The 24,761-nt window shown below is 37.2% G+C and carries 21 protein-coding genes; 2 read left to right on the forward strand and 19 right to left on the reverse strand.

The features are described 5' to 3' along the window. Nucleotides 1-3: 3 nt before the first annotated feature. From ACYVHJ_RS12680 to ACYVHJ_RS12695, 4 genes are all read right to left on the reverse strand, one after another. A complete protein-coding gene (locus ACYVHJ_RS12680; protein WP_460515316.1) occupies nucleotides 4-1,341 on the reverse strand; it encodes an NAD(P)/FAD-dependent oxidoreductase in 1,338 nt (445 codons plus the stop codon). A 167-nt stretch (nucleotides 1,342-1,508) separates the two neighbouring features. Continuing rightward, a complete protein-coding gene (locus tag ACYVHJ_RS12685; RefSeq protein ID WP_339903658.1) occupies nucleotides 1,509-2,582 on the reverse strand; it encodes a PAS domain-containing sensor histidine kinase in 1,074 nt (357 codons plus the stop codon). A 229-nt stretch (nucleotides 2,583-2,811) separates the two neighbouring features. Beyond that, nucleotides 2,812-4,362, reverse strand: coding sequence for a sialidase family protein (locus ACYVHJ_RS12690; protein ID WP_460515319.1), 1,551 nt, complete (start codon nucleotides 4,360-4,362; stop codon nucleotides 2,812-2,814). A 399-nt stretch (nucleotides 4,363-4,761) separates the two neighbouring features. After that, on the reverse strand, nucleotides 4,762-5,205 hold the full coding sequence (locus tag ACYVHJ_RS12695; RefSeq protein ID WP_460515321.1) for a hypothetical protein: 444 nt from the start codon (nucleotides 5,203-5,205) through the stop codon (nucleotides 4,762-4,764). Nucleotides 5,206-5,633: 428 nt separating this feature from the next. Here ACYVHJ_RS12695 and msrB point away from each other — a divergent pair, with 428 nt between their 5' ends. Continuing rightward, entirely contained in the window at nucleotides 5,634-6,728 is a 1,095-nt protein-coding gene (gene msrB, locus ACYVHJ_RS12700) for a thioredoxin family protein (RefSeq protein WP_460515324.1), read from the forward strand. A 175-nt stretch (nucleotides 6,729-6,903) separates the two neighbouring features. Here msrB and ACYVHJ_RS12705 read toward each other — a convergent pair whose 3' ends face one another. Further along, nucleotides 6,904-7,629 (reverse strand): LytR/AlgR family response regulator transcription factor, encoded by a 726-nt coding sequence (locus ACYVHJ_RS12705; RefSeq protein ID WP_460515326.1) that lies wholly within the window; start codon nucleotides 7,627-7,629, stop codon nucleotides 6,904-6,906. Continuing rightward, nucleotides 7,626-8,699: a sensor histidine kinase gene (locus ACYVHJ_RS12710; RefSeq protein ID WP_460515328.1), complete on the reverse strand. Its 1,074-nt coding sequence runs from the start codon at nucleotides 8,697-8,699 to the stop codon at nucleotides 7,626-7,628. The genes ACYVHJ_RS12705 and ACYVHJ_RS12710 overlap by 4 nt, the downstream gene beginning before the upstream one ends. A gap of 295 nt (nucleotides 8,700-8,994) precedes the next feature. Between ACYVHJ_RS12710 and ACYVHJ_RS12715 the strand changes: the two genes are divergently transcribed. After that, nucleotides 8,995-11,505: a TonB-dependent receptor gene (locus ACYVHJ_RS12715; protein ID WP_460515330.1), complete on the forward strand. Its 2,511-nt coding sequence runs from the start codon at nucleotides 8,995-8,997 to the stop codon at nucleotides 11,503-11,505. A gap of 164 nt (nucleotides 11,506-11,669) precedes the next feature. On the opposite strand, the gene ACYVHJ_RS12720 is transcribed toward ACYVHJ_RS12715, so the two are convergent. From ACYVHJ_RS12720 to ACYVHJ_RS12780, 13 genes are all read right to left on the reverse strand, one after another. Continuing rightward, complete coding sequence (locus ACYVHJ_RS12720) at nucleotides 11,670-13,064, reverse strand: OmpA family protein (RefSeq protein WP_460515332.1); 1,395 nt, start codon at nucleotides 13,062-13,064, stop codon at nucleotides 11,670-11,672. A 22-nt stretch (nucleotides 13,065-13,086) separates the two neighbouring features. Beyond that, a complete protein-coding gene (locus ACYVHJ_RS12725; RefSeq protein ID WP_460515334.1) occupies nucleotides 13,087-14,058 on the reverse strand; it encodes a deoxyhypusine synthase family protein in 972 nt (323 codons plus the stop codon). Nucleotides 14,059-14,211: 153 nt separating this feature from the next. Beyond that, a complete protein-coding gene (locus ACYVHJ_RS12730) occupies nucleotides 14,212-14,838 on the reverse strand; it encodes an OmpH/Skp family outer membrane protein (RefSeq protein ID WP_339903469.1) in 627 nt (208 codons plus the stop codon). Between the two features lie 180 nt (nucleotides 14,839-15,018). Then, nucleotides 15,019-15,921, reverse strand: a complete 903-nt coding sequence (locus tag ACYVHJ_RS12735; RefSeq protein ID WP_460515337.1) for a histone deacetylase family protein — start codon at nucleotides 15,919-15,921, stop codon at nucleotides 15,019-15,021. A 332-nt stretch (nucleotides 15,922-16,253) separates the two neighbouring features. Next, nucleotides 16,254-16,811, reverse strand: a complete 558-nt coding sequence (locus ACYVHJ_RS12740) for a hypothetical protein (protein WP_460515339.1) — start codon at nucleotides 16,809-16,811, stop codon at nucleotides 16,254-16,256. Between the two features lie 298 nt (nucleotides 16,812-17,109). Continuing rightward, entirely contained in the window at nucleotides 17,110-17,478 is a 369-nt protein-coding gene (locus ACYVHJ_RS12745) for a phage holin family protein (protein WP_460515341.1), read from the reverse strand. A gap of 120 nt (nucleotides 17,479-17,598) precedes the next feature. After that, nucleotides 17,599-19,065, reverse strand: coding sequence for a mandelate racemase/muconate lactonizing enzyme family protein (locus ACYVHJ_RS12750; RefSeq protein WP_460515344.1), 1,467 nt, complete (start codon nucleotides 19,063-19,065; stop codon nucleotides 17,599-17,601). 235 nt (nucleotides 19,066-19,300) lie between these two features. Next, a complete protein-coding gene (gene pfkA / locus ACYVHJ_RS12755) occupies nucleotides 19,301-20,293 on the reverse strand; it encodes a 6-phosphofructokinase (RefSeq protein ID WP_303614404.1) in 993 nt (330 codons plus the stop codon). Nucleotides 20,294-20,318: 25 nt separating this feature from the next. Then, entirely contained in the window at nucleotides 20,319-20,681 is a 363-nt protein-coding gene (locus tag ACYVHJ_RS12760; protein WP_339904193.1) for a methylglyoxal synthase, read from the reverse strand. 85 nt (nucleotides 20,682-20,766) lie between these two features. Further along, nucleotides 20,767-21,066, reverse strand: coding sequence for a hypothetical protein (locus ACYVHJ_RS12765; RefSeq protein WP_339904194.1), 300 nt, complete (start codon nucleotides 21,064-21,066; stop codon nucleotides 20,767-20,769). Between the two features lie 234 nt (nucleotides 21,067-21,300). Next, nucleotides 21,301-22,269 (reverse strand): polysaccharide deacetylase family protein, encoded by a 969-nt coding sequence (locus ACYVHJ_RS12770; RefSeq protein ID WP_460515347.1) that lies wholly within the window; start codon nucleotides 22,267-22,269, stop codon nucleotides 21,301-21,303. Beyond that, nucleotides 22,266-23,435, reverse strand: coding sequence for a hypothetical protein (locus ACYVHJ_RS12775; protein WP_460515349.1), 1,170 nt, complete (start codon nucleotides 23,433-23,435; stop codon nucleotides 22,266-22,268). The genes ACYVHJ_RS12770 and ACYVHJ_RS12775 overlap by 4 nt, the downstream gene beginning before the upstream one ends. Before the next feature lie 4 nt (nucleotides 23,436-23,439). Next, a complete protein-coding gene (locus ACYVHJ_RS12780; RefSeq protein ID WP_460515351.1) occupies nucleotides 23,440-24,648 on the reverse strand; it encodes a glycosyltransferase family protein in 1,209 nt (402 codons plus the stop codon). Nucleotides 24,649-24,761: the final 113 nt, after the last annotated feature.

Here is a 24,761-nt window from a genome sequence, read left to right on the forward strand (position 1 = left end):
ATTTTACCCAAATAATTTTTGAAACATTGACTTTTTAGGCAGCTTGACCGCTTTCCCCTTTTCCTTATTGTACGATTTTAGCACTTCTCTGTGGTAATTGTCATAAAATTCAGGATTAAAACTTGCCTCCCCCAGTTTCTCAAGAACCTTGTCAGCAGCCCAGCCTTCCTTAATTGCTTTATCGAAGAAAGCATGCCTCATCCTCCAGCCAAATGCATTGACAGCAAGGATGCGTTCTTTTTCATCAAATAACAACCTAAGGGCTATTTTACCTTCCTTATCTTCCCAATAAAAAGACCATTTATCATGGGCCCAGGTACTAGGTAGGAAACCATAGGTTTGGTATTCTATATCAAAAAATTTAGCAGAGTTAAACCAAATCCCGGGTTTGTAATCCACTCGTTTTTCATGGGTCAAGTTATAAGCCAGCGTTTCTCCATGCATCCTTCCGGTATACCAAACCTGTTCAATTATCTTCCTATCCGGCCCCGGAGCCTCCGTAAATTCAACACAATCACCGATGGCATAAACATGGGGCATATTGGTTTCAAATTTTTTATTCACCATAATCCCCCTATTGGTAGTAAGCTCAGAATCCCTGAGGAAGTCTATATTTGGCCGCACTCCTGCAGTTAAGCCTACAAACTCACAAGGAATAAACTCCCCGGAAGCAGTTTTCACTGCCCTCACTTCTCCCTCTCCATTGTCTATAATTTCTGATAATTCGGTCGAAAATCTCAGGTCAATATGATGTTCTTTGATGTGTCTTCCCACAAACTTAGCCTCCTCCGGAGGTAGCACATTGGCCCAAAAATGCTTTTCTCTTACCAAAAATGTAACAGGGATTTGTCTGGTAGCAAACATTTCAGCCATTTCTACGCCAATCAGTCCTCCTCCTACAATTACGGCATGTGAGATTTTTGGAGAACGCTTTTCCATAAGCTCTAAATCCTGCAAACTATAAAGGCCTTGCACTCCTTTTAAATCTTGTCCCGGCCAGCCAAAATAGTTTGGTTTGGAACCCGTGGCAAGAATCAATTTGTCATAGGCAAGCTTTTCTCCATTATCAAAGTTCAAATGTCGATTTGCAAAATCTACTTGATTTACCCAGCCAAATTTAAGTGTTATTCGGTTTTTACTCCAGAAATCATCAGCATAGGGTTTGGTATGTTCATACTTCATATGCCCCATATAAATATACATGAGGGCAGTTCTAGAAAAAAAATGTTCCGTTTCACCGGAAACAATAATGATTTCCACCTGATCGTCATTTTTTCTAATATGCCTTGCACAGGTAACCCCCGAAATACCATTTCCAATTATTACTATTTGCCCAGCCATTTATAATAAAGATACGTTCTATAATCCATGTAAAAGCACATTTAGGTGATGCGTAGCCAATTGCTTAACGGGAAATAAAGGAAAATGAATCGGTTTTACCCAAAAAATTTAAAAAATAAGTTTGGTAAAGGGCTTTATAATCAAATAAGGAAGGGTGGAGCGAACGCTTATTCTAAATTTTTGAAAGAAAGAATAAACTCCGATCCTTTTTCCGGTTTGCTTATGAGTTCTATTTCACCTCCCAATGTTGTAATCTGTTTGTGTACCAAGTATAAACCTATCCCTTGGCTTTCTTCACTGTCATTGAATTTTTGATCAAATCCAAAAATCTTTCTTCCCACTTTTTCCATATCGAAACCTATTCCATTGTCCTTTACAGACAGCTTGGTAATGCCGGAACTTTGATGACTTTTTATTTTGATAACCGGACTAATGTCAGGTCTTGTATATTTGATGGCATTGGAAATAAGGTTTAGGAAAATACTTTCCAAATAGTTTCTATTAAAATGAACTTCTGGAGCCTCGGAAAAATCAGTTATTATTTTTGCATTGGAGTTTTTAATCAAAGATTTTATACCGTTAATTGATTGATCCAATACCTCCTGAAAGGAAATTTTTGTAACCTTTACAACCAATAGCTCCTCTTTCTTTAGGGATGAAAGAAAGTCATCTAAGCGTAATTTCAATCCTAAAGTTGATTTATGAAGTAAGTCAACCATTTCTGAGATTTCCTCATCTTGAATTTTTTCATTATCAAAAAAGTTAAATACTGCCAATAAATTATTAACCGGAGACCTTAAATCATGGGATATGGTTATGGTTAGTTGTTTAAGCTTTTCATTGGTTATAGTTAGCTCTCTTATAAGCTCATTTCTCTTGGCCTCAAGTTCCTTTTTCGGATTGACAAGCTTGGCAACACCAAAAATCAATTGCTTTTCTGGTACTAATTTTGAAGTCCATGAAAGCCACAAAGTTTCTCCGGACTTAGAAACATATCTATTTTCAAAATTATTTAACGGTTTCCCTTTTTTTAAATTTTCCCGAATCTTGTGAGTCGTAGCCCTATCCTTGGGATGCACAAAAAAATCGATTGGTTTTTCTTTTAATTCCTCCTCAGTATATCCCAAAACTTTTTGAAAAGAAGGGTTGACCTTTTTGAAATAACCATCATAGCCCACTATACACAGTAATTGGGGACACACATTAAAAAAAACATTAAAATCTAAATCTGGATTATCCACTTATTATATATAATTACCAGCTATCTATTTTAAATTTACCGGCCTTGAAAACAAATTCTCAACTATCAAATATAACTATTTAATAAAATAAAAATACAATAATTTATTTTATTATAAAGTTTATGCCCTTCAACCTGTTTCATTACATATGCAGCAAGCAATTTTCAATTTTAATTGAAATAAAGCAATTTAGAAAAAATAAAGTACTTGTAATAATAATGAACTAAGATTATTTATTAGGGTTTAACTCGGTAATAGACACAATTTGAAAAGTCATATGCGCCTGACTACTTTCGTATAAAATACCAATACTTTCATCATTAATTTTAGTCATACAACTATACCCCCAACCCTTTTGTCCATCCAATAATATTTTTTGGCTATCGGGCCAAGTTAAGCCATCATCATTACTCATTTTTATGGTCATATTAAATCTTCCTTCTGTGCTTTCAGGGTTAGAAAAGAGCAATCTACTCCTATCAAACCTGATAAGGCTACCCATGCAGATGGGTTCAATTAACGCACTTCTATTGGTAGGATGTTCATGCCAGCTTTTGCCCATATCACCTGTAGTATATACTGCCCTTGAACCGCCCCTGTCATCTCTCATATTCAACATCAATCCCCCATCTTCTAACTCCACCACCTGTGCTTCGGTGGTTTTGGGTCTGGCCCCGGATCCTACTTGCCAAGTCTCCCCATGATCCTCACTATAGATTATGGTACTATGAGGAATTTGTTCCCTATCTTTATACTGTGCTGCAAAGACCAAAGTACCATTTTTCATCCTTATCCCTTTACCGGGTCCATTAAAAAACAATTGCCAAGAGGGTTTCTTCATTGGCTTTGTAATATTTCTGGGCGAAGACCATGTTTTTCCATCATCTACTGATTTAACTAACATTAATTGACCGGTTTTTTCCGGTGATAGACCCGGTTCTGAACTTCTCCAGGCTGCTGTTCTGGGCTTTCCGTGAATCCAAAGCGCCACCACATATATGGCTCCTGTCTCATTGTCTACCAAAATAGCCGGATCTCCTATACCGTTTTGATTTTGAGGCAATCCTCCCCATTCACCCATATCCATGATAATCTGCATAGGTTCCCAAGTATTTCCTCCATCTACACTTCTACTGAGTCCAACATCAATATCCCCCTGCAAATCGGAAGAATCCTCATGCCTCACATCATAAACTGCCAATAAAGTTCCACTATTACTTGTAGCAAGCCCGGGAATTCGAAAAGCAGCCACCCCATCGTCATTGGCTGTTCGGAGCGCTGTGCCTGGACGATAAGGCATTAGGTCTTCTAATCCTTTAGGAATGGATTGTGCTCCCCCCACTTCAATCATTGGAATATTTAATGAAAACTTGCTTTTCATATCTGCATCCTCCGGAAGAGTGATTTTAATTGCCAGTTGCTGTTCTCCCTTCTCCAAGCCTATTTCCTCTTTCAACCGCCAGGAATGGTTATTAGAATTATATTCTCCGGAAATCATTTCCTCTCCTCCATCTTCACCTGCTAAGGCAATAGAAACATTCTCAATAGTGGTTCCTTCACCTAAATCTACTTCAAGCTGACTTAGAAATTCATCCCTTTCCATGTTGAAATTCAGGTAGGCAATCGTTGTCGTTTTCCCTTGAATCACCGGAATATTAACCTGTTCAAATACAATATTCTCTGCTATCTTGAGTTTTTGCTTTTCGCTACAAGAAATAAAAGTGCACAGTGCTACAAAAGCAAGAATAAAGAAGGGCTTATAATTTTTTTTCACAATCATAAATTTATTATATCTCTGAAAGTTCTAATTTAAGGATCCATTTTTCCTGTATTTCCAATAATGAGTAAATAAAGTTAGGCTTCATTTTATCTTATAGAAAATACAGTTCTTTGGGTTTAAATTACAAATTCATATTGGGTGAATAATGACTATTTTTAGTAATAGTCATGGTAATAGGTGAACAATTAATTTTAAAGATAAGGCATTTTTTCCAATTTTTGAGTTCCCAGGTCGGGGTAACTTTTCATGGTTAATAATAACATTTAGATTGATCATGGAATTATTTCTTAGGCATTAAACCTTTCTTAAAGCGAATTGGAGGTCAGTTGATAACAATCACAAAAAAAGGCTATTCCCTACATTTAGGAATAGCCTTCTTAAAATACACAATAGACTTAATTATATATTGTTAAGTTCATTTTTCAAATTTTCAATGCTTTTTTCAGCTTTTTTCTCTAGGGATTCAAATTCTGATTGAATTTGGGCTTTCCGCTTTTCTGAGGCATTCTCAAATTCTTTTACCTTGATTTCCAAATTTTTCAAGCTATTGTCAGCCTCTGATAGGTATTGATCAATTTTATCATTGGCAGGTTCTATTTGATTCTCTTTTATGTCGTTCTTAATTTCTTGAAGTTCTTCTTCAAGTTCTTCTTTTTCATCAGTGATTTCATTTTTAAAAGATTTAAATTCTTCTTTTATTTCTTCACTTGTTTCAGCACTTCTTTCTTCCACCTCATTTGTAGTAGACGCTATTGGATTTTCGGTGGATTTGTTTCCTCCACAAGATGAAAGTAAAAGCAATGTCGACGCTCCAATACTCAAATACAATGCATTAAGTTTCATAATTAATGTTGGTTTAATTTCTATAATTCATTCGCAACTTGGTCACTTAAAGTTACCATGCCCAAGTTTATAACTACTTATAAAACGGACAAAAACGATGCCATTAAAAGCCTAAGAAGAACTACTTTTACTGCTCATTGGATAAGCTTTTACAAAGTCCATTATAAACGAAAATAAGGGGGGTATTCAATTCAGGGATTCCCACATGACATGGTTAAATTAAATGAATTAAATTACCTTTATGACTCCTTCTCCAATTGAGAAATTGTAGAAAATAAAACCAAAAGAGCCTATTCAACCGTATATAGGTTTCTACACTTTAATAACAAAATTATTAAAACAAGGATCATTCAATCTGAACCTAATTACAACTTACTGAACAATTTTAGAATCTTTACCGTTTTAAAATTGGAATAAAAGACATATTTATGAAATACCCCATTAAATCAATTATTGCAGCACTGGCCCTGATTTGCCTAGCGGTGACTTCCTGCAATGGCTCAAATAAAACCTCTGAAGAGGTCAAAACCATGGACTTGGAATCCTATGCAGGAAATACCGAAAAAGCAACCTTTGCAGGAGGATGTTTTTGGTGTATAGAATCTCCATTTGAAGGTATTGACGGTGTATTGTCTGTCGTTTCCGGCTATGCCGGGGGAAAGGAAAAAAACCCTACTTATTCACAAGTTTCTTCAGGTAAAACAAGCCATAAAGAGGCTGTACAGGTAACTTTTGATCCGGATGTGATCAGTTATTCCGAGGTCATTGATATTTTCTTCCAGCAATACGACCCCACAGATGAGGGAGGTAGTTTTTATGACCGGGGCAGCCAATACGAATCGGCTATATTTTACCATAACAACCAACAAAAAAAAGTTGCCGAATCTATTAAAAAAGAGATAGATGTTGCAGGGATTTTTGACAAGTCCATCGTTACTCCCATCGTGAAATTTACCAACTTCTACCCTGCAGAAGAATATCACCAGGATTATTTTAAAAAGGAACCGAAAGCCTATAAATCCTACAGGACAGGATCCGGAAGGGACCGCTTTATTAGCAATTATTGGGAAGTACCAAAAGCAAGCAATTACCCGAAACCTTCAAAAAAAGAATTGAAGGAAAAATTAACTCCTCTACAGTACCAAGTAACTATGGAAGATGCCACAGAACGCTCATTTGACAATGAGTACAATGGGAACAAGGAGGAAGGAATTTACGTATGCATCGTTTCAGGTGCGCCATTGTTCAGTTCCAGTGACAAATATGAATCAGGTTCAGGCTGGCCAAGTTTTACCAAGCCTATAGATGCAAGGTATTTGGAAAAACCAGTTGATAGAGGTCATGGAATGGTAAGAGTAGAAGTTAGAAGCAAATTTGGTGATTCCCATTTGGGTCATGTATTTAATGATGGCCCTGAACCAACCGGCTTAAGGTATTGCATGAACTCAGCTGCAATGAAATTTATTCCTAAAAGTGAAATGGAAGCCAAAGGCTATGGACAATTCCTTTGGAAAATTAAGTAGAAAACGAATCCTTTAACTACCGTAATTAAGGCTTGCAATATACTTAACATAGCATATTGCAAGCCTTTTTTCATTCTATTGGGACTGAAAAATCAATAAAAGAAATTTCAGGTTTGTTCAATTTGCTTCCGGGTGATGTTTCAGAAAAGGCATAAGGAGGTAAGTCAAATGGCTTTCAATTGATCCATTTGCTAATAAATTGCAAAAATCTTTCTTTATATCCCTCACTTATTCCTATGTTCATTATTCCCATATTGACGGTACTCTTGCTGATACTCTTGATCTGTTCAAGGGAAATAATATAGGAACGGTGGACACGCATGAACTGATTTTCAGGCAGCAATTCTTCCATGTTTTTAAGCGTGGTCAAAGAAAGCAATGGGGATTCTTTACCTTCCAGATGAACCTTGACATAATCCTTATAGCCTTCTACCAATATTATGTCTTTCAACATCACTTTTACCAATTGGTATTCCACCTTCAAAAAAAGATAATCTTCAGCAATAGCACTTCTGTTATCAGCCTGTTGCTCAAAATGCTTTAAAGCTTTTTGGCTCGCACTTAGAAACTCTTCGTAACCAAAAGGCTTTAATAAATAGTCCAAGGCATCCACTTTGTATCCTTCAATTGCAAATTGATTATAAGCAGTTGTAAAAATTATTTTAGGTGATGGTTTACCCTTCCTTCCTTCCAGGACCCTGGCCAATTCCATTCCTGTCAAATCGGACATCTGTATGTCTAAAAAAATCAAATCTACCGTATTGGCATTGATAAAGGACAGAGCATCTAAAGCGCTATCAAATTTAGCTTCCAAAACCAAAAATCCCGTTTTGTTCACAAAGTTACATACAAGATCCAATGCCAAGGGCTCATCGTCTACAACCACACATTTGACTTTCATCCAAGGTCTATTTTTAATTGAATTCGGTATTCATTTTCAGGGTTATCCTCATCGATGATCAATTTACATTTGTTTCCATAGATCAGATCCAATCTCCTTTTCGTATTGGTAAGCCCTATCCCACTGCCCATACTTTCTTTACTTTTAGGATTGGCAGGGAATATCAAATTTACAGTTTTAAGTTCAAGAACCTTTCCTTTTTGACTAACAAATATCTCAATCTTACTTTCCGCTTTTGCACTTACGCCATGTTTGAAACAATTCTCAATAAATGGAAGTAAAAGCATTGGGGCGATTGGAATATCATCAGTTTTTTCTTGAATATCTAAATTCAAATTCACTTTATCAGACAAACGCAAACGCATCAGTTCAATATAATCTCTGATAAAGTCAAGTTCCTTACTCAGATAGGTAGTATCCTTATCGGTCTCATATAGGACGTACCGCATCATTCTAGAAAGCTTTAAAATCGCTTTTTGAGCTCTCTCAACGTCAATATTTGTTAGCGAATAAATATTATTCAAGGTGTTAAAGAAAAAATGAGGGTTAATTTGAGCTTTCAAATAGGACAGTTCGGAGGAGACTTTTTCCTGCTCCATTTGTCTCCTTATTCCCGCATCTATTTGCCACTTTTCAACCACCACAATACTGGTACTTATTCCTAGGCCAAATAACAATAACAATATGGTAAAGAGGTCGTAACTAAAATTCCTCGGCTTGGGCAAATAAGGCTTATCAGGCCTGAAAGCATTGTGCATCAACTCAGGTAAATTCACAAGGTTTTCAAATTGAATTATCAAAAACAGGAACAAAAGCGTAAGTAAAATACCCAAACCAATAAATGCCCAAATTTTATCTTTAAAAAGTAATTTAGGCACCAAAACATACATGTTTAAGTAAAAACCTAAAATAAGAAATAAAAGTGTTAGCCCTTGTTTGAACCAATACTCTATCGGCAAGTCAACCTTCCAGGAAAGGGGGCTTACTACAAAAATCACAATGGCTATAAATATCCATATCAGAATGTGGATAAGAAATGTGATTTTTCTAGGCTTAATTGAATTTGTCATATAGGATAGCTTTGGAGTTAATTGGCTCCGAAAGGAAACAATTCCACGTAAACATAAAATAAAGATATGAAATGAAAAGTTTTAATCTACCAAATAGGACCGAACGTCGTTAAATAGCTGGAATTCATCTATAAAACAGGATTCCGTTTGGATCAATTATCGTTGGTCTGCTCAATAGTGCTTTTGGTCGACTTAACTCCCTCCCTTATCTATTGTACTTTTATTATTGAAAAGAAAATTTTTCCTTTGTATCAGCTATTATAAAGACAATAACAATATTGGAAAACTAAGACAAATGAGAAAAATAACCAAACTATTATTAATTTCCATTGTAATGCTGTCCTGGGCATCTCTAAATGCTTTTGGTCAACAGGCTTCTGAAAAGAAAGAATTTAAGATTTCAGGTAAAGTAGTGAATCAGGCAACAGGTGAGCCTATCCCTTACGCTACCGCTTTTTTAAAAGAATCTGCTTCTGAGACTTCCATTGCAGGTGGGGTCGCAGATGACAATGGAGAATTCTTTTTTAATGTAAAAGAAGCAGGTAAATACAAGGTGGAATTGAGTTTTGTTGGCTATGACACATTTGTTAGAGATGATATTCAAGTGGGGCCCAATACTCCAACATTGTTTTTAGGAAACATAGGTTTGAAAGAATCAGCAGTTGCTCTTGAGGAGGTAACTGTCCAAGGGCAAAGAAGCCTTATTACAGAAAAAGTAGACAGAACCATATACAATGCGGAGAATGACAAAACCACCGTAGGTGGTGACGCCTCCGATGTATTGAGGAGAGTCCCAATGTTGACAGTAGACTTGGATGGTAATGTTTCCATGAGGGGTAGTAGCAATATCCTTGTATTAATAGACAATAAACAGTCTGCCATTGTAGCCAATAATATTGCGGACGCATTAAAGCAAATTCCGGCAGAAGAAATTAAATCCGTGGAAGTAATTACTTCTCCATCCGCCAAATATGATGCTGAAGGTACAGGTGGGGTGATCAATATTGTTACCAAAAAGAACAAACTACAAGGAGCTTCCTTAAATATCAATACCAGTGCAGGTTTGAGAGGTTCAAATCTCGGCCTAAATGCTGCCTTGAAAAAAGGGAAAATGGGCTTTTCGTTAGGAGGTTTCGGACGAGCAGGATACAATATATTGGGAAACTTTGAAAATGAGCAAACTTTGCTTGCTGATGATGGTTCTTCAACCAGAATATTACAAGGGGCTGACACCAGAAATAATATGATGTTCGGCAGGTATAATTTAGGATGGGATTATGAAATCAATAAATATAATTTCATGACAACCTCTGTCAGTTTCGGGCTTAGAAATATGAAAAATAAGCAAGATGACCTCTATACGGAAACTTATATAGAAGACATGTTGGTCAGTGAGTTACTTAGGGATGTACAGACTGACAATCTTTCAAATAATTTGGATGTAAGCTATAACTATACTAAGTCCTATGAAAAGAAAGGTAAAGAAATTAGCTTTTCAGGCCTTTACTCCAGAAGTGATCGTACCAATGACTTCGTCAATAGCCTGTACAATGAGTCCTTTGATCAAGTAATTAGTAGAATTAAGAATGACAATGACAACCTCAATGAGGAATTTACTGTACAAGTGGATTATGTGACACCTCTGGGAGCTAAAGATGAACAAATTATCGAATATGGAGCCAAAAATATTTTAAGACAAGCCACAAGTGACTTTGCCTACTACAGGGCAACAGGGGCAGATGGAGAATATGTGGAAGATGAAGATATCAGTCTTTCTAACCAGTTTAATTACAACCAAAATGTAACCGCCGGTTATTTGTCCTATACTCTAGGGTTTTTAGAGCATTACACCCTCAAAACCGGTATTCGATACGAATACACCAATATTGATGCAGACTTTCTTTCTTCGGACCTACCGGTGGATATCCCTTCCTATGGTACCGTAGTTCCCAATATGAACTTTGGTAGAAAATTGGCCAATGGCAATATGTTGAAAGCCGCCTATAATAGAAGAATTCAAAGACCATCTTTGAACTACCTAAATCCAAATATACAAGCTTCAAATCCTCAACAAATTACGCAAGGTAACCCTATATTGGATCCTGAAATGACAGATAATTATGAATTGTCTTACAGTACTTTTATTAAAGGAACTTCACTAAATTTTACTTCCTACTTGAGAAATACAACAGGTTCTATTCAACCTGTAAGAACGATTCAAGATGATGATGTGATCTTCACTACCTACGAAAATATTGGAAATGAAAGGGCCTATGGATTAGGCATCTTTTCCAATATAAATATATCGGGTAAATTCTCATTAAACGGATCTATTGATGGATACTATGCACAGCTGGACAATGGACAGGATAATCCACAATATAAAGCACAAAATGAAGGGTTTGTAATCAGTGGTAGACTTTTTGGAAACTATACCTTACCGAAAAACTGGCAAATCCAAGCCTTTAGCTTTTACCGTGGAAGAAGGGTGCAACTCCAGGGTTCATCGGGAGGGTTCGGTATTTATAGCTTAAGCATAAATAAACAGTTTGCAGAAAAAAGAGGTAGCATTGGCTTTGGTGCTGAAAACTTTTTCACCCCTGAATTTAAAATCAGAAATGAATTGTCAACTCCTACAATTACCCAAAAAAGTGTCACGGGTATGCGCTATATGAATTTCAAGATAAACTTCTCCTATAGAATTGGAAAGCTTAGTGTAGACGGTGGAAGAAGGAAAAAAAGAGGGGTTACCAATGAAGATTTGAAAGAAAGTGAGGGAGGTTCATCTCCAGCTATGATGAATTAATTGTAGCCCTTATAGGATAATAAAACGCTATAAATAACTACACAAAAAATGGAGGCTTCCTTAATGGAAAACTCCATTTTTTATTTAAACCCAAAATGTGCACTAGACAATCTATTGCATAATCTGGGCAATTAAAAAATAGTATTTCTTTTCTTTACCAAATGCTAGTCTTCGGCAATCAATTTAATTTCTACTCTCCTGTTCCGTTTCCTTCCAGCTTCATTTGAATTGGTAGCGATGGGCTTTTTACCCCCCCAGCCCTTGGCTTTCAAATTAGTTGCTTTTACTCCTCTTTGTTCAAGGAGTTCTTTTATTTTATCTGCACGTGCCAAAGATAACCGCATGTTTACATTGGCATTCCCATAACTGTCTGTATGGCCCTCTATCGCCATCTTTTTCTCCGGATGCTTTTTCAAAAATGTAGCCAATTCGTCCAATACAAGCAAAGACGTGGAATCCAATAGCGCTACGGTTCCTTTTTTAAACAAGACATTTTCCAATATGAGCTGCTCTCCTACCGCTAAAGAATCTAATTTTTCAGCCATACTAATTTGCCCCTTGCTTTCTTCTCCAAGATTTGAAAACAGATGGGCATCAGCCACAGTAATAGGATTCACTTTAGGTTTAGGCATATTGATCCCATCATTTGCATCAAGATTAGATCTTGATTCAGTGCTATTCTCGGCTAAGATTTTAACCGGAATCGTCTCAAGGTCCAAATTCTCCAGCATATAGATATTTCCAAATCCTTCACTTGTCTGAGTGTTGGTGAAAAAGGAACGGTCATTTTTTGGGTCTTGAAAATAATACATCTCTACCCCCTGCATTTGAGACAGGTTTAGCAATTCAGGCGGGCTCCAATTTCTCCATGTATTGTCCAGTCTTTTGCTGGCATATACCTCTATTCCTTTCTGCGTATCATGGGCATTGCTGGCAAAATAAAGGGTATCTCCGGTTTTAGAAAGGCGGGGACTTAATTCTTGTTTGGCAGTATTAATAGCTCCTCCAATATTCATAGGTCTTGACCAGGATATGCCATTATATTGAGACATATAAATGTCTTCATTGCCATAACTCCCATAGGAATCCATGGCCATTAACATTATTTGACCACTAGAATCGAGAGAGGCACTAAAGTGATCTCCTTCTATTTTAAGCCCCGGAAGTTGTATGAACTCTCCCTTTCTCCAACCCAAAGAATCCTTAGTATAGCTTTGAATCACTTGTTGGCTGTTTTCATTGGCATGGTATACCAGCGCTTCATTTCGCTGATTAAATCCAATTAATAAATCGTATTGCTCCGTGGACAGTTCATGAACAGGAACCGGAGGTTCAAACCCTTGCTTACCCTCTGCAGCAACCCATACATCCCCAGGATCTTTTAGCCCACCTTTGTTTTGTGGATGATAAGAAAGGCTAAAATACAATTCACCTCCGGCTGCTATTAAAGGTTGATGCTCATCATAAGCCAGTGAAAATACAGGCCTTTGCCCTTTTGATGGGTAAAAAGTGAAAAGAGCAAGCACAAAAAATGTGCTTGCTCTAAAAAATTTTGTCATTACATTGTTCATTTTGTTCCATTCATTGCCCCAATACAATCGCAAATACCAAAGGTGCTACGATTGTGGCATCTGATTCAATAATATATTTTGGTGTGTCTATGCCTAATTTTCCCCAGGTTATTTTTTCATTGGGTACAGCTCCGGAATAAGAGCCATAAGAGGTAGTACTGTCTGAAATCTGACAGAAATATCCCCAAAGAGGAATCCCATCCCGTTGCAAATCCTGATGAAGCATTGGCACTACACAAATAGGGAAATCTCCAGCTATTCCACCCCCTATTTGGAAAAAACCAACTGTACTTTCCTCTTTGGCATTTTCTGTATACCACTCTGCCAAATACATCATGTATTGAATTCCTCCTTTTACAGTGTGTACATTTTTGATATCTCCGGAAATCATATGTCCGGCAAACATATTTCCTAAAGTGGAATCCTCCCAACCGGGAACAATAATTGGAATATTTTTCTTTGCAGCCTCTAGTAACCAACTATTTTTGGGATCTATCTGGTATTCACTTTCAAGTTTTCCGGACAATAGAATTTTATAGAAAAACTCATGAGGGAAAAATTGTTCGCCTGAACGATCTGCTTTTTGCCACTCGTCAAGGATTACATTCTCAATGCGTCGCATAGCCTCCATTTCAGGAATACAGGTGTCCGTAACCCTGTTCATGTGTCTGTCAACCAAATCTTGCTCTTGTTGTGGAGTCAAGTCTCTATATTCCGGTATCCGTTCATAGTAATCATGGGCAACCAGGTTAAATACATCCTCTTCCAAATTCGCACCAGTGCAAGTAATGATATGTACCTTATCCTGACGGATCATCTCTGCCAATGAAATCCCCAGTTCGGCCGTCGACATCGCACCCGCAAGGGTTACCATCATTTTTCCATTGTTGTCTAAATGGGATTTATACCCCTCGGCAGCATCTATCAATGCCGCTGCATTAAAATGTCTGAAATGATTTTTTAGAAAATTGGTGATTTCCATTTTTATCGTTTAAAATTAACCGAACTAATAATTCCACAATAAGCCTTGTTAGGCCACTAAACCAAAACGGCATTTTTCATGCCAATCGGATAAAAAAATAAAAAAAAAAGTCCGGAATACCGGACTTTTATAAATCTAATACTATTAGTGTCCTTATTCTTCAGTAGCAGGAGCTTCCTCTTTTTCTTCAGTGCTACTATTGTCTTTATTTTTATAATCTTCATTTAAACCTGAAATCACCTCATCGGTAACATCAAAGCTTTCTTTGGCATACCATACACCACCGCCTCTAGTGTAAGAAAGGATCATCTCGAGATCATTTTCAGTTGCATACTCATTTAAGTAAACCTGAATCTTATCATAAACCTCATTGTATAGATTGGTTTCGTCAGCTTGTAGCTCAGTCATGATGTTCTGCCTATAAGTCATCAGGTTTTCTTCTTTCTTCATTAACTCTTCCTGCTTCGCCTGTGCCTGATTTCTGGTCATATTACCTCCGGTACTCTGGAAACTGGCTACTTCCTGTTCAAATCCCTTAGCCCTGTTGGTCAATTCGCTTTGATATTTATTACCCTTTTCAGCAATCTCTGCAGATTTTTCTTTAAAATAATCAAAATTATTGATCACGCTATCTGTAACGATATAGGCAATTTTAATATCTGAAACATCTTTCTTTTGTTCTCCTTCAGAAACATTTTCATTGGGGGTAGAAGTATTACAAGCCCCAACAAGGAGTCCTAAGAACGCAATCGCACTGAATAATGTTAAATTTCTTCTCACTTTATATTGGTTTTAAAATTGATTGAGGCAAATATAAGGATTCTTAATCTTTTACAAATTCTATGGACATTATTTAAATCTAAAATACCCGTTTTTCTATTCTTCAGGCATTAAAATTCTTACTTTAATGCCTGTATCTAAGGCCAATAAACAAAAATGCTCAAGGCAAAACCATGTGATTTAGAAGAAAAGTTCTTGAGCCAAACGAAAAGTGTTAGCGTGAGCTTCGATAATATCACTAATCTTAAGAGAATACCCTCCCCCCATACAGCACATGATGGGTATGTTATTTGTCTTTGCATGGCTTAAGACTAGCTTGTCTCTTTCTTTACAACCTTGAATAGTCATCCCAAGCCTTCCCAATTTATCAGTCGCTAAAACATCCACACCGGATTGATAAATAATAAAGTCAGGTGCCACCTCAGCTATTACCTTTGGCAGGTGATTTCCCAGCAACGAAAGGTAGGTTTGATCATCGGTTTGGTCCTCCAACGGAACATCGAGGTCTGACTGTTCTTTGTGCATGGGGTAATTGTTTTTGCCATGCATGCTAAAAGTAAATACTTGCGAATCATTTTGGAAAATTGATGCTGTACCATTGCCTTGATGCACATCTAAGTCCACCACCAAAACCTTATCAATCGCATATTTTGTAAGGAGGTATTTGGCTGCGATGGCGATATCGTTTAATAGGCAAAAGCCCTCACCTCTATCCTTAAACGCATGGTGTGTTCCTCCGGCAATGTTCATCCCTATCCCATTTTGTAAAGCACATAAAGAAGCCATTACTGAGCCATTCATGATTTGAATTTCTCTTTCTACCAATTCTTTGCTCAAAGGAAATCCTGTTCTTCTTATCTCTGACTTGCTGAGAGAAAGTGCTTTTAATTTTTTAAAATACCTGCTATCGTGAACAGCCGTAATTATTTCTTCGGTACAAGGCTCAGGCTCGAAAAAATTACCGGAATTCAGGGTGCCTTCATACAATAATTGTTCGGGAAGCAGTTCATACTTCTCCATGGGAAATCTATGCCCCTCGGGCAAAGGATGGGCATATTTTGTAGACCAGGCTACTTTTAGCATAAATAATAATGTTTAATTCTTATAGAATGTAAAGTTAATTGGTATAAAACCAGTTAATCATTTATTCATTTAACCCGTATTAAGAAATGATATTTCGTGAATTTTCTCAGGGAAAATTGCCATTATAAGAATAAAAGCTGTTTGAAGATTTTAGTATCATTTTGCTATGGAAATATAAACAGTAGCTAGATGATTAATTTTTAAATGATAAAGCTCGAAATAGAAGATCTAATAAACAGGTTAATTATTAGTCCTAATTGAAAAAACCTAAACCAAAACAATAGCTTTAGGTTTAGGCTTTATAAGTTTTTTTTGACACTGAGATCAATGTCTTAATCCTCCTCTTCCTCTGATTCAAAAGTATAAAAAGTATCATCTAGCTCCAGGCTGTCTTCATTATAAGCTTCCACAAACTCTTCAATGGCTTTTTCATCTAAGGACTCCAGATTCAGGGCCGCATCCAGACCGATTCCAAAATCGTGATGGGTGTCCAAATCCAAAAATTCCTGTACTTTTACGGCACCTTCTTCCTCCATATCCATTATCATTTCTGTAATGAACCATCCAATCTCCTCTTCTTCTGTTTTTAAAGGTATAAGGTTACCATTCTCGTCTTCATTGTACTTTATCCCCTCATAATTGGGGAATTTTTTGGCTGCTTCATGTTCTGCCAGTTCATACAACTCACTTTGGTAATGAAGTCTCAGGGTATACAATACGGCATCATAAATCACTTCTTTGCCTTCATATTTACCAATAAAATAAAAATTGACATACTCGTCTGTATTGTCCTCACTAGGGATAATCTTAAAGCTTTGGTTACTTGATTTTAGTTCTTGCTTTAACTTCTCTATATTTTGTGGCAAAAAACCATCGTTTGGATATTTCATCTTTTTGGAGGGTGGGTTAATTAATTCAATTTCGCTGCGTTAAAGTCACAATTAAAAGAAAATTGAAACTTTCTTCATAATATTTATTCAGTATTTTTTTATTTTATATCTATAAAAAAAAGACACTCAACCAAGCACTAACCTATAGATCTAATTGGTAGGCTATTAAACCAAAAATCGTAGCAAACAATTGCCATGTTTAAATACTCCTATAAAATGATAATTTTTTTTCAAATTCACAAACTTAACCGGCTTTTTATCAAAATGTTTAACTCCGCCCGAAATAAGGGCTATTTTTTTATCTACCTAAACTCCTACCTAAGGAAATACCCAGAAGGGAATTCACTAAAGAAAGAACCAAACTAAACAAAAGGGCCCACCAAAAATTCCCAACGGCAAATCCGTTTACTATATCGGCAGCCAACATCACCATTAAGGCATTGATTACCAATAAAAACAATCCTAAGGTAAGAATGGTTATCGGAATCGTGAAAAATATCAAAATCGGTTTGATTGTGATGTTTAACAAGGCCAAAAGTGCCGCGATTAGTATACCGGTAATCAGGTCATCTACCACGATACCTGGTAGTAAATATGCTGTAAAAATGATAACCAAACCAGCTACAACCAATTGTAAAAGGATAGAAAGAATTTGTTTAGATCTCATATTTGTGTTAAACATTAAAATTTTAAACCTTCCAAAGCTTATTAGCCACTGTTATAAGGTTAATAATAAAACTAGCAACTCAACAAAAAATATGCCGAGTTGCTAGTTAGTTTATTTGAATTAACTCCAGGTTCTATCCCAGGACCTAATTTCATTCCAATCATCCGTAGGAGCGAAAAATTGCTCCCCTTCTCTCAATCTTTTCTTGACTTCGTCCTCATTTAATTCAAGCCCTATGCCAGGAGATTCCGGAACAGTGACATAACCATCCTTTACAAATGGCTTATCAACGCCAGTAACCAAATCTTCCCACCAAGGGTTGTCTACCGAATGATGTTCCAGGCCAATAAAATTATAGGTTGCTGCTGCCGCATGTACTGTTCCCATAAAGGTAATGGGTGAAGCTGCATGATGAAGGGCCATACCTATTCCATACTCTTCAGCATAGTCACCAACCTTTTTGGTTTGAAGGTATCCTCCAACACTCCCCGGATCCGGGTGAACCAAATCCACTGCCCTGTTCTCTATGAGATCTTTAAAGTTCTTTTTATGGTAAGCATCCTCCCCCGTAAGTGTAGGGGTGGTAATGGATTCAGTAACACGCTTCCACTGTTCGGTATTTTGCCAAGGAATCAAGTCTTCTAACCATGCGATATTGTAAGGTTCAAAAGCATTGGCCAATTTGATCATTTCATTGTATCCCATATGACCAAAATGGTCGATGGCCAAAGGAATTTCAAAGCCTACCTTCTCCCTGGCTTTGGCTGCATATTCAACCATTTTCTCTAGGCCCTTGGGTGTAATTTGAACATGGGTAAATTGATGGGGAGTTTGTGTATAACTCATCACATCTGTATCTGACCATCCCCTCATTGGCCCCCAAGGGGATTTATTGGTTAAGGTGTCTTTTTGATCCTTGATTAGCCCTATACCAATATCCATTTTCAACATGGTATAGCCCATGTCTACACGACTCTTCATTTTATTTGCAAATTCATCAGGATCCCGAACCGTAGGTGTATCTACATAAATTCTAACTTTATCCCTGAATTTGCCTCCTAGTAGCTGATAAAGTGGTACCCCATAGGCTTTCCCTGCAAGGTCCCAAAGCGCCATTTCCACACCTGAAACCCCTCCGCCTTGTCTGCCATGCCATCCAAATTGCTCAATACTCTTGAATATTTTTTCAATATTACATGGGTTTTCTCCCAATATTCTACTTTTTAACATCAAAGCATAGCGCTTATCCGCACCATCCCTAACATCTCCCAAGCCATGAATCCCCTGATTGGTATAAATCTTTAGTAAAGGCACATTTCCATATTGGGCAATGCGCATGTCGGTAATTTTAAGGTCTGAGGGATTAGACAGACGATTCACTTTAGAAGTGGTGTGAGCCAATGTGTCTTCCATAGGCAATGACATCATTCCCCCTAAACTAATTCCTCCTAGGACAGCTTTTTTAAAAAAGGATCGTCTTTCATTTTTAGGCTCCTCAAATAATGGTTGTGGCTTTTCTGTAGGGTTTATTTTTGCGTTTTTTTCATCTTGAAAACGCTGTTGTAAGTATTCTGTATTTTTTTTCATACTTAATAGGTTTGTTTTGGGTATGGATAATATTAAATAAATTATTGAAAACACAATATGCTCAAAAATGATAGCAATTTAAAATTATTACAAAACAAAAACAGCCACTGATTTTCAGTGGCTGTTTTTCCCTATGAACTGCTTTATTAAGCTATTTATGGTATTAGAGCATAACAAAGAAATCATTTAAAGGACATTTCATGTTTTTTTTCCCCTTCAAATATTTTAAATTAAATCAGGTGGAAAGAATACCTGCAATGCGAAGGTCTTCATCGTCCACTTCTTTGTCATCTATGATGGCCCTTTTGATAGGGGTGTATACAATTTTGTTATTAATAATCCCCACCATCACATCGTACTTACCTTTGAGCAAGCCTTCCACCGCAGAAACACCTAATTTACTGGACAAAATTCTATCAAAGGAGGAAGGTGCCCCTCCTCTTTGAAGGTGTCCAAGAATAGTTACTTTAATGTCGTAGGTAGGCAAAATCTTCTTCACCTTTTCAGAGATTTCTTGTGCACCCCCACTTTTTCCTCCTTCAGCCACTATAACAATATTACTCTCTTTTTTGGCTTTCTCTCTGAATTTTAATCGGTCAATCAGTTTTTCAACAGGGAATTTCTTCTCAGGTATAAGTATGGCTGCAGCGGCACTTCCTATTCCCGCATTGATGGCGATAAAACCGGCATCTCTTCCCATAACCTCTACAAAAAATAAACGGTCATGTGAGGTAGCTGTATCCCTAATTTTATCAATTGCCTCAATGGCGGTATTGCATGCCGTATCAAACCCAATGGTCAAATCTGTTCCAAACAAATCATTGTCAATGGTGCCGGGAAGCCCAACAGCCGGAATACCAAATTCTTTATAAAACAAGTGAGCACCGGTAAGAGATCCATCTCCACCGATCACCACCAAGGCATCAATGCCATGACTTTTTAGGTTTTCGTAGGCTTTTTTTCTTCCTTCTGGCGTACGAAATTCAAGGCTTCTAGCTGACTTTAAAAAGGTCCCACCTCTCTCCAAGACATGAGCAATGGATCTGCTGTCGAGTTTTCTGATGTCATTATTGATCATCCCTTCATAACCACGGTAAATACCATATACCTCCAAATTATAATAAAACCCGGCCCGAACCACCGCCCGGATGGCAGCATTCATTCCCGGAGCATCACCTCCGGAGGTCAATACACCAATTTTTTTAATGTTTTTAGGTTGGTCTTGCATTTTCTATTACTAAAGGGTCCTTCAATTACTTATTGAAATATTTTATCATCAGCTCTGCTGCAGCCAGGTTGGTGGCCAATGGAACATTGTGAACATCACAAATTCTCATTAGCATTTGAACATCCGGCTCGTGTGGGTGTTTTCCTAGAGGATCCCTAAAGAAAATCACCATATCCAATTCCTTTTGTGCCACCATGGCACCTATTTGGGCATCCCCTCCCATTGGTCCGGAAAGTAATTTTTCAACTTGAAATCCGGCTTTTTCTATATGTGATCCGGTAGTTCCGGTGGCAACAAGTGTAATCCCCTTCAATGCAGGTTTGCAGCCACCTATAAAATGCACCATATCTGCTTTTTTCCCATCATGGGCTATTAATGCTATCTTCATTATATCATGCTAAATTGAATTCCAATATTTACCGTTAACACAGAAAAGGCAAACAATAGTTTACTTATTAGAAAAATAAAATTTATTATTTTTTTACCCGATCTAAAAAATACAAAACCATTTGCTCCCATTCCTGTTCAAGACTTATAGAAGGTTTATTTTTGCCTGCTCTGCTATACCAGTAGGAAGCATTTCCTAAATCCCCTTCTTTCCTATGCAGGTAGGCATGCAAAAAAGCGGCGTCGTCATCTTCCATTTGGTCAATTAACCCATGGGCTTTGGTCCAATCTCCATTGCCATCCAACCATAAAGACTGTAAATAAACAGTCATTCCTTCAGGCATTTTCCCTTCGTGAATGCTGGCTTTAAATTTTGATAAATTCATAGTGACTAGTTTTTAAGCAAGGCCAAAATAAATACTAATTCATCAAGGGGGCAAATATTAAAGCTAAAATTGAGTACAATTCCGCCATAAATAGGACTTAGATTCTTTAAGCGCCTAAGTGGCAAAGAAAAAGACATTGGAGAAAAAAAGGAAAATTAGTGTAATGGGATGGCTAGCTTCTGCGGGTTTTTATAAAAAATAAAAAATCACCTCGCTCAATTAATTACTGCAAGATTAACATACCTGTTGTAGCGCTTGAGCAAGCCCATACATGCTTTTGGATTGCATATTGTATTTTTCTCTACAAAAAGCAAAATGTTTAAGGATTTGTTCCACCTCAATTAAGCTTTCATCAGGGTGATTACCGTGGTTGTGGGGGTGCCACCAAAGATGGTAGACCTCATTGTTTTTAGCAGCAGTACTCATCTCCTCTATGACCCTATTTACCTTCATTTGGTTAATCCTCCCAAGCTTGGATTGATAGGGCCTCAAAAATCGAGAAGCAGGTATTAAAATCGGTTTTTTAGACTTTTGCTCTTGCAGTTGATAAGATGTTTTTTTGCCTAAAGATAGTATGGAGTCAGAGGTCCTCCATATTCTTTTAAGCAACTCTCCCTTTTCCGGCGTTTTCCAAAACCAATCCACAGGGTTTGTTCTAACTGAATTAAAGCCCAATTCTCCTGCGGCCTGAATGGCCTCAGTGTTGAACTGATTGCGAGGAAATACCAAAGAGCTTAGCTTAACACCAAATTTTTCCTGAGCGATTTTTTGGGCCGCCTTCAAATCTGCTTGGAAGGTCAACTTATCCTGTCCTTTTTCCATTGTATAATAATGCGAGAAAGTATGGCTTGCCAATTCCTGTCCAGGCGTATCAATAATTGCTTTAACTAAATCAGGAGCAAAGAGGGTACTATTGGTTTCATTTGTTGCCTTATACCACTTATATGCAGAAAGGTTTAAGTTTTGATAGCTAGGCTTTACTTCAGGGCTGAACTTCAACCACTCCTCCGGACCATCCGCCATCAACATCCCCACCGTTGCCCAGGTAACTTCTACCTTATATTTCTCAAATAAGGACAATAACTGAGGCACAATCCGTTTCGTAGTTTGGTAATAAGCATCGTAGGCTTTGATAGGCACTTTATCAAACCGCCCCCAATGAAGCTCAAAATCCAAGGATATGATTAAGGTTGGACGAGTCATACTTTGGCCCTTTTATTGGCTACTTTATAATAAAGATGAAAGGCAATAATAATAAAAAATGGGAAGTATATGCTTTTCATTCTCATGATAATGCCCAAATTATTTAAGGTAATGCTGTATAAGACAGATAAAAGCATCCCATATATCAGTGCTGTCCAAAGGTACAAGGGTAATTTAATTCGACCTTTTAAATAAAATAGACTATATACTGCAAAACAAAATATGACTACCAGAAAAGTATTTTCAACCCCTGCAGCCATAGACCAAAAATGCCTGGCTTCCCAAATAAAAGGCCTAAAAAATACGGTCACCAATTTTTCAATCCAGTTATAGCCCTGCATATCCACTGAACTTTTACCTCCAAATGAGGCTAGAAATTGATTTTGCCAATCCAATATGTCCCCTATCCATTTCAAGTTAAAACCATAAATCAAACTGCCTTTTATGTATCGATAGGCAAAAATTGACAAAATCATAAAAATAGCCAAAGGGAAGATTTTTTTTCGATAAGGTAAAAGTGTTTTATGAAATGGCAAAACCATTAAGACTGAAATGGTTAAGACCAACCCTTGAATAGGTCTGACCATTAATGAGAGCAGTAGGCCAGCTATTATTAATAAAAATTTATCAGAAAAGAAGTGGATTCCTGCTAAAACCATTAACAGCCCCAACCATAAAAATGCCTCTTTACCAATTCCGGCAGTCCAAAAATGAACATTCGGGAAAAACAAAATCAATGCAATCACCTGGGAGAAAACCTTATCTCTGAATTTATTGGAACTTGCGTTTAACAGTTGGAATGCCAATAAAAACCCAAAATAAGAAAGGCTAGCATACAGAAAGGTGCCGGATAAATACCCCAATCCTGCCATTTGAGAAAAGGGGTAATTGAACCAGTACATGAAATTGGTGCCGGTGCCAATTAAATCCCACCAGCCTTTGGAGGTTACAGGACTCCCTAAATCAATGGCCCAGTACCTGTAACTGTCTCCACCATTGGCAAGGATATATTGGTAAAAAACAAGACTAATCAAAAGGTGATAAATCCATAAACCAAATAACCAAGCAGTTTGGTTTGATGAAAAGCCTTGCGAATGCGCCCAAATTTTAATGCCATAGCAGGTGCCCATCATCAAAAAAATAATAAAAAGAATATCCCTTAACATCCTCCTACAAATTTGAAGACTTCAGCGCATCCTTGTATTCATTTATGCTATTTTCTAAAGCAAAGCTTGGGATAGATTGTGCCCTAATCTGTTCTCTGGAAATCTTCTTTACATCCTTAAGCCATTTAATTAAGTCCATTTTATCAATTGGTGGGTACATAAAACAATAAGGTTCCTCACCAATCATTTCATCCAAATCACCGATTCCTTTGGAAGATATAATTGGTAAACCGGCCAATAAATACTCGCTTACTTTGATGGGTGCTATCCCTGCAAGACTTGGTGCTGGTTTTCTTAAACTAACTCCCAAGTCTGCCGCGGCATAATAGGCAGGCAAATCCTCGTAATTGACTGTTTTTATTAAAATGGCTTGCTTTAAGTGATTGGGGATAGCTTCAGCTAGAGAAGTAGCGTTTCTAATTAGAAAAAGAAACTTACTTTCAGGATGATGAATATGGTAAGTCTCAAACAATTGCAACATCTCTCCTACAAGATACTGTGGACCGATACTTCCCGAATACAACCACAATATTGATTCAGGCATAATATTAAGGTCTTCTCTAATTTTTTCCCTAATCACCGGATTGGGCTTAAACCGGTTTATAATTCTTCCATTGCTTACTTTAAAAAACTTGGGTTTATGGGTTTGCCCAATATTTTTTAAGTGTTCATGTATGGCCAAAGTTGAGCGTACCAATACAATATCAGATAGTTTAAGCAACTTCGTTTCAGTTTTTTTTAGCCATTGGTATTGTAAACTACTTTCTTTTAACCCGGCATAATCAACCCTTTCTTGAATAGGTAACCCGTCAGCATCAAAAACAATTTTAATCCCCCTGTTTTTCGCCCATTTAAAAATTGAATTAACCATCATGGCCGGCATGGTAGACCGAGGCATAAGATGGGTAATGCCGTATTTAATAACCATACGTTTAATTGCAATTTGGCCAAGTTGCGTAGTGAGCAGGGTACCTAAAATTGGATGTGGCTTTCGCCTTACCTGCTGCTGTTGATAATTGATCTTTAGTCCCTCGGCAATATTTGCAATTCTATTCACCTCTGCCGCATCAGCCCAAGAAAATTGAAGCACAAAAAATTGGCAGTCCATTTCTTTTTGCAGCCCATCAAATATTGGAAAAAACAGATTTTCCATGTAATTCGTTTGATCAGAATCCCAAGAAATGAAAAGCACTTTGATGGTTGGGGTATTCATTATAAAAGGTTATTTGACCTATTAGAAGAAGTTATTTATCCAATTCACCTCGATATACCAATTGGAAAATGATTTTTTAGGCTTAAAAAAATATATCAGAATTATAAATCCTA

The organism is Cyclobacterium sediminis (assembly GCF_054781075.1).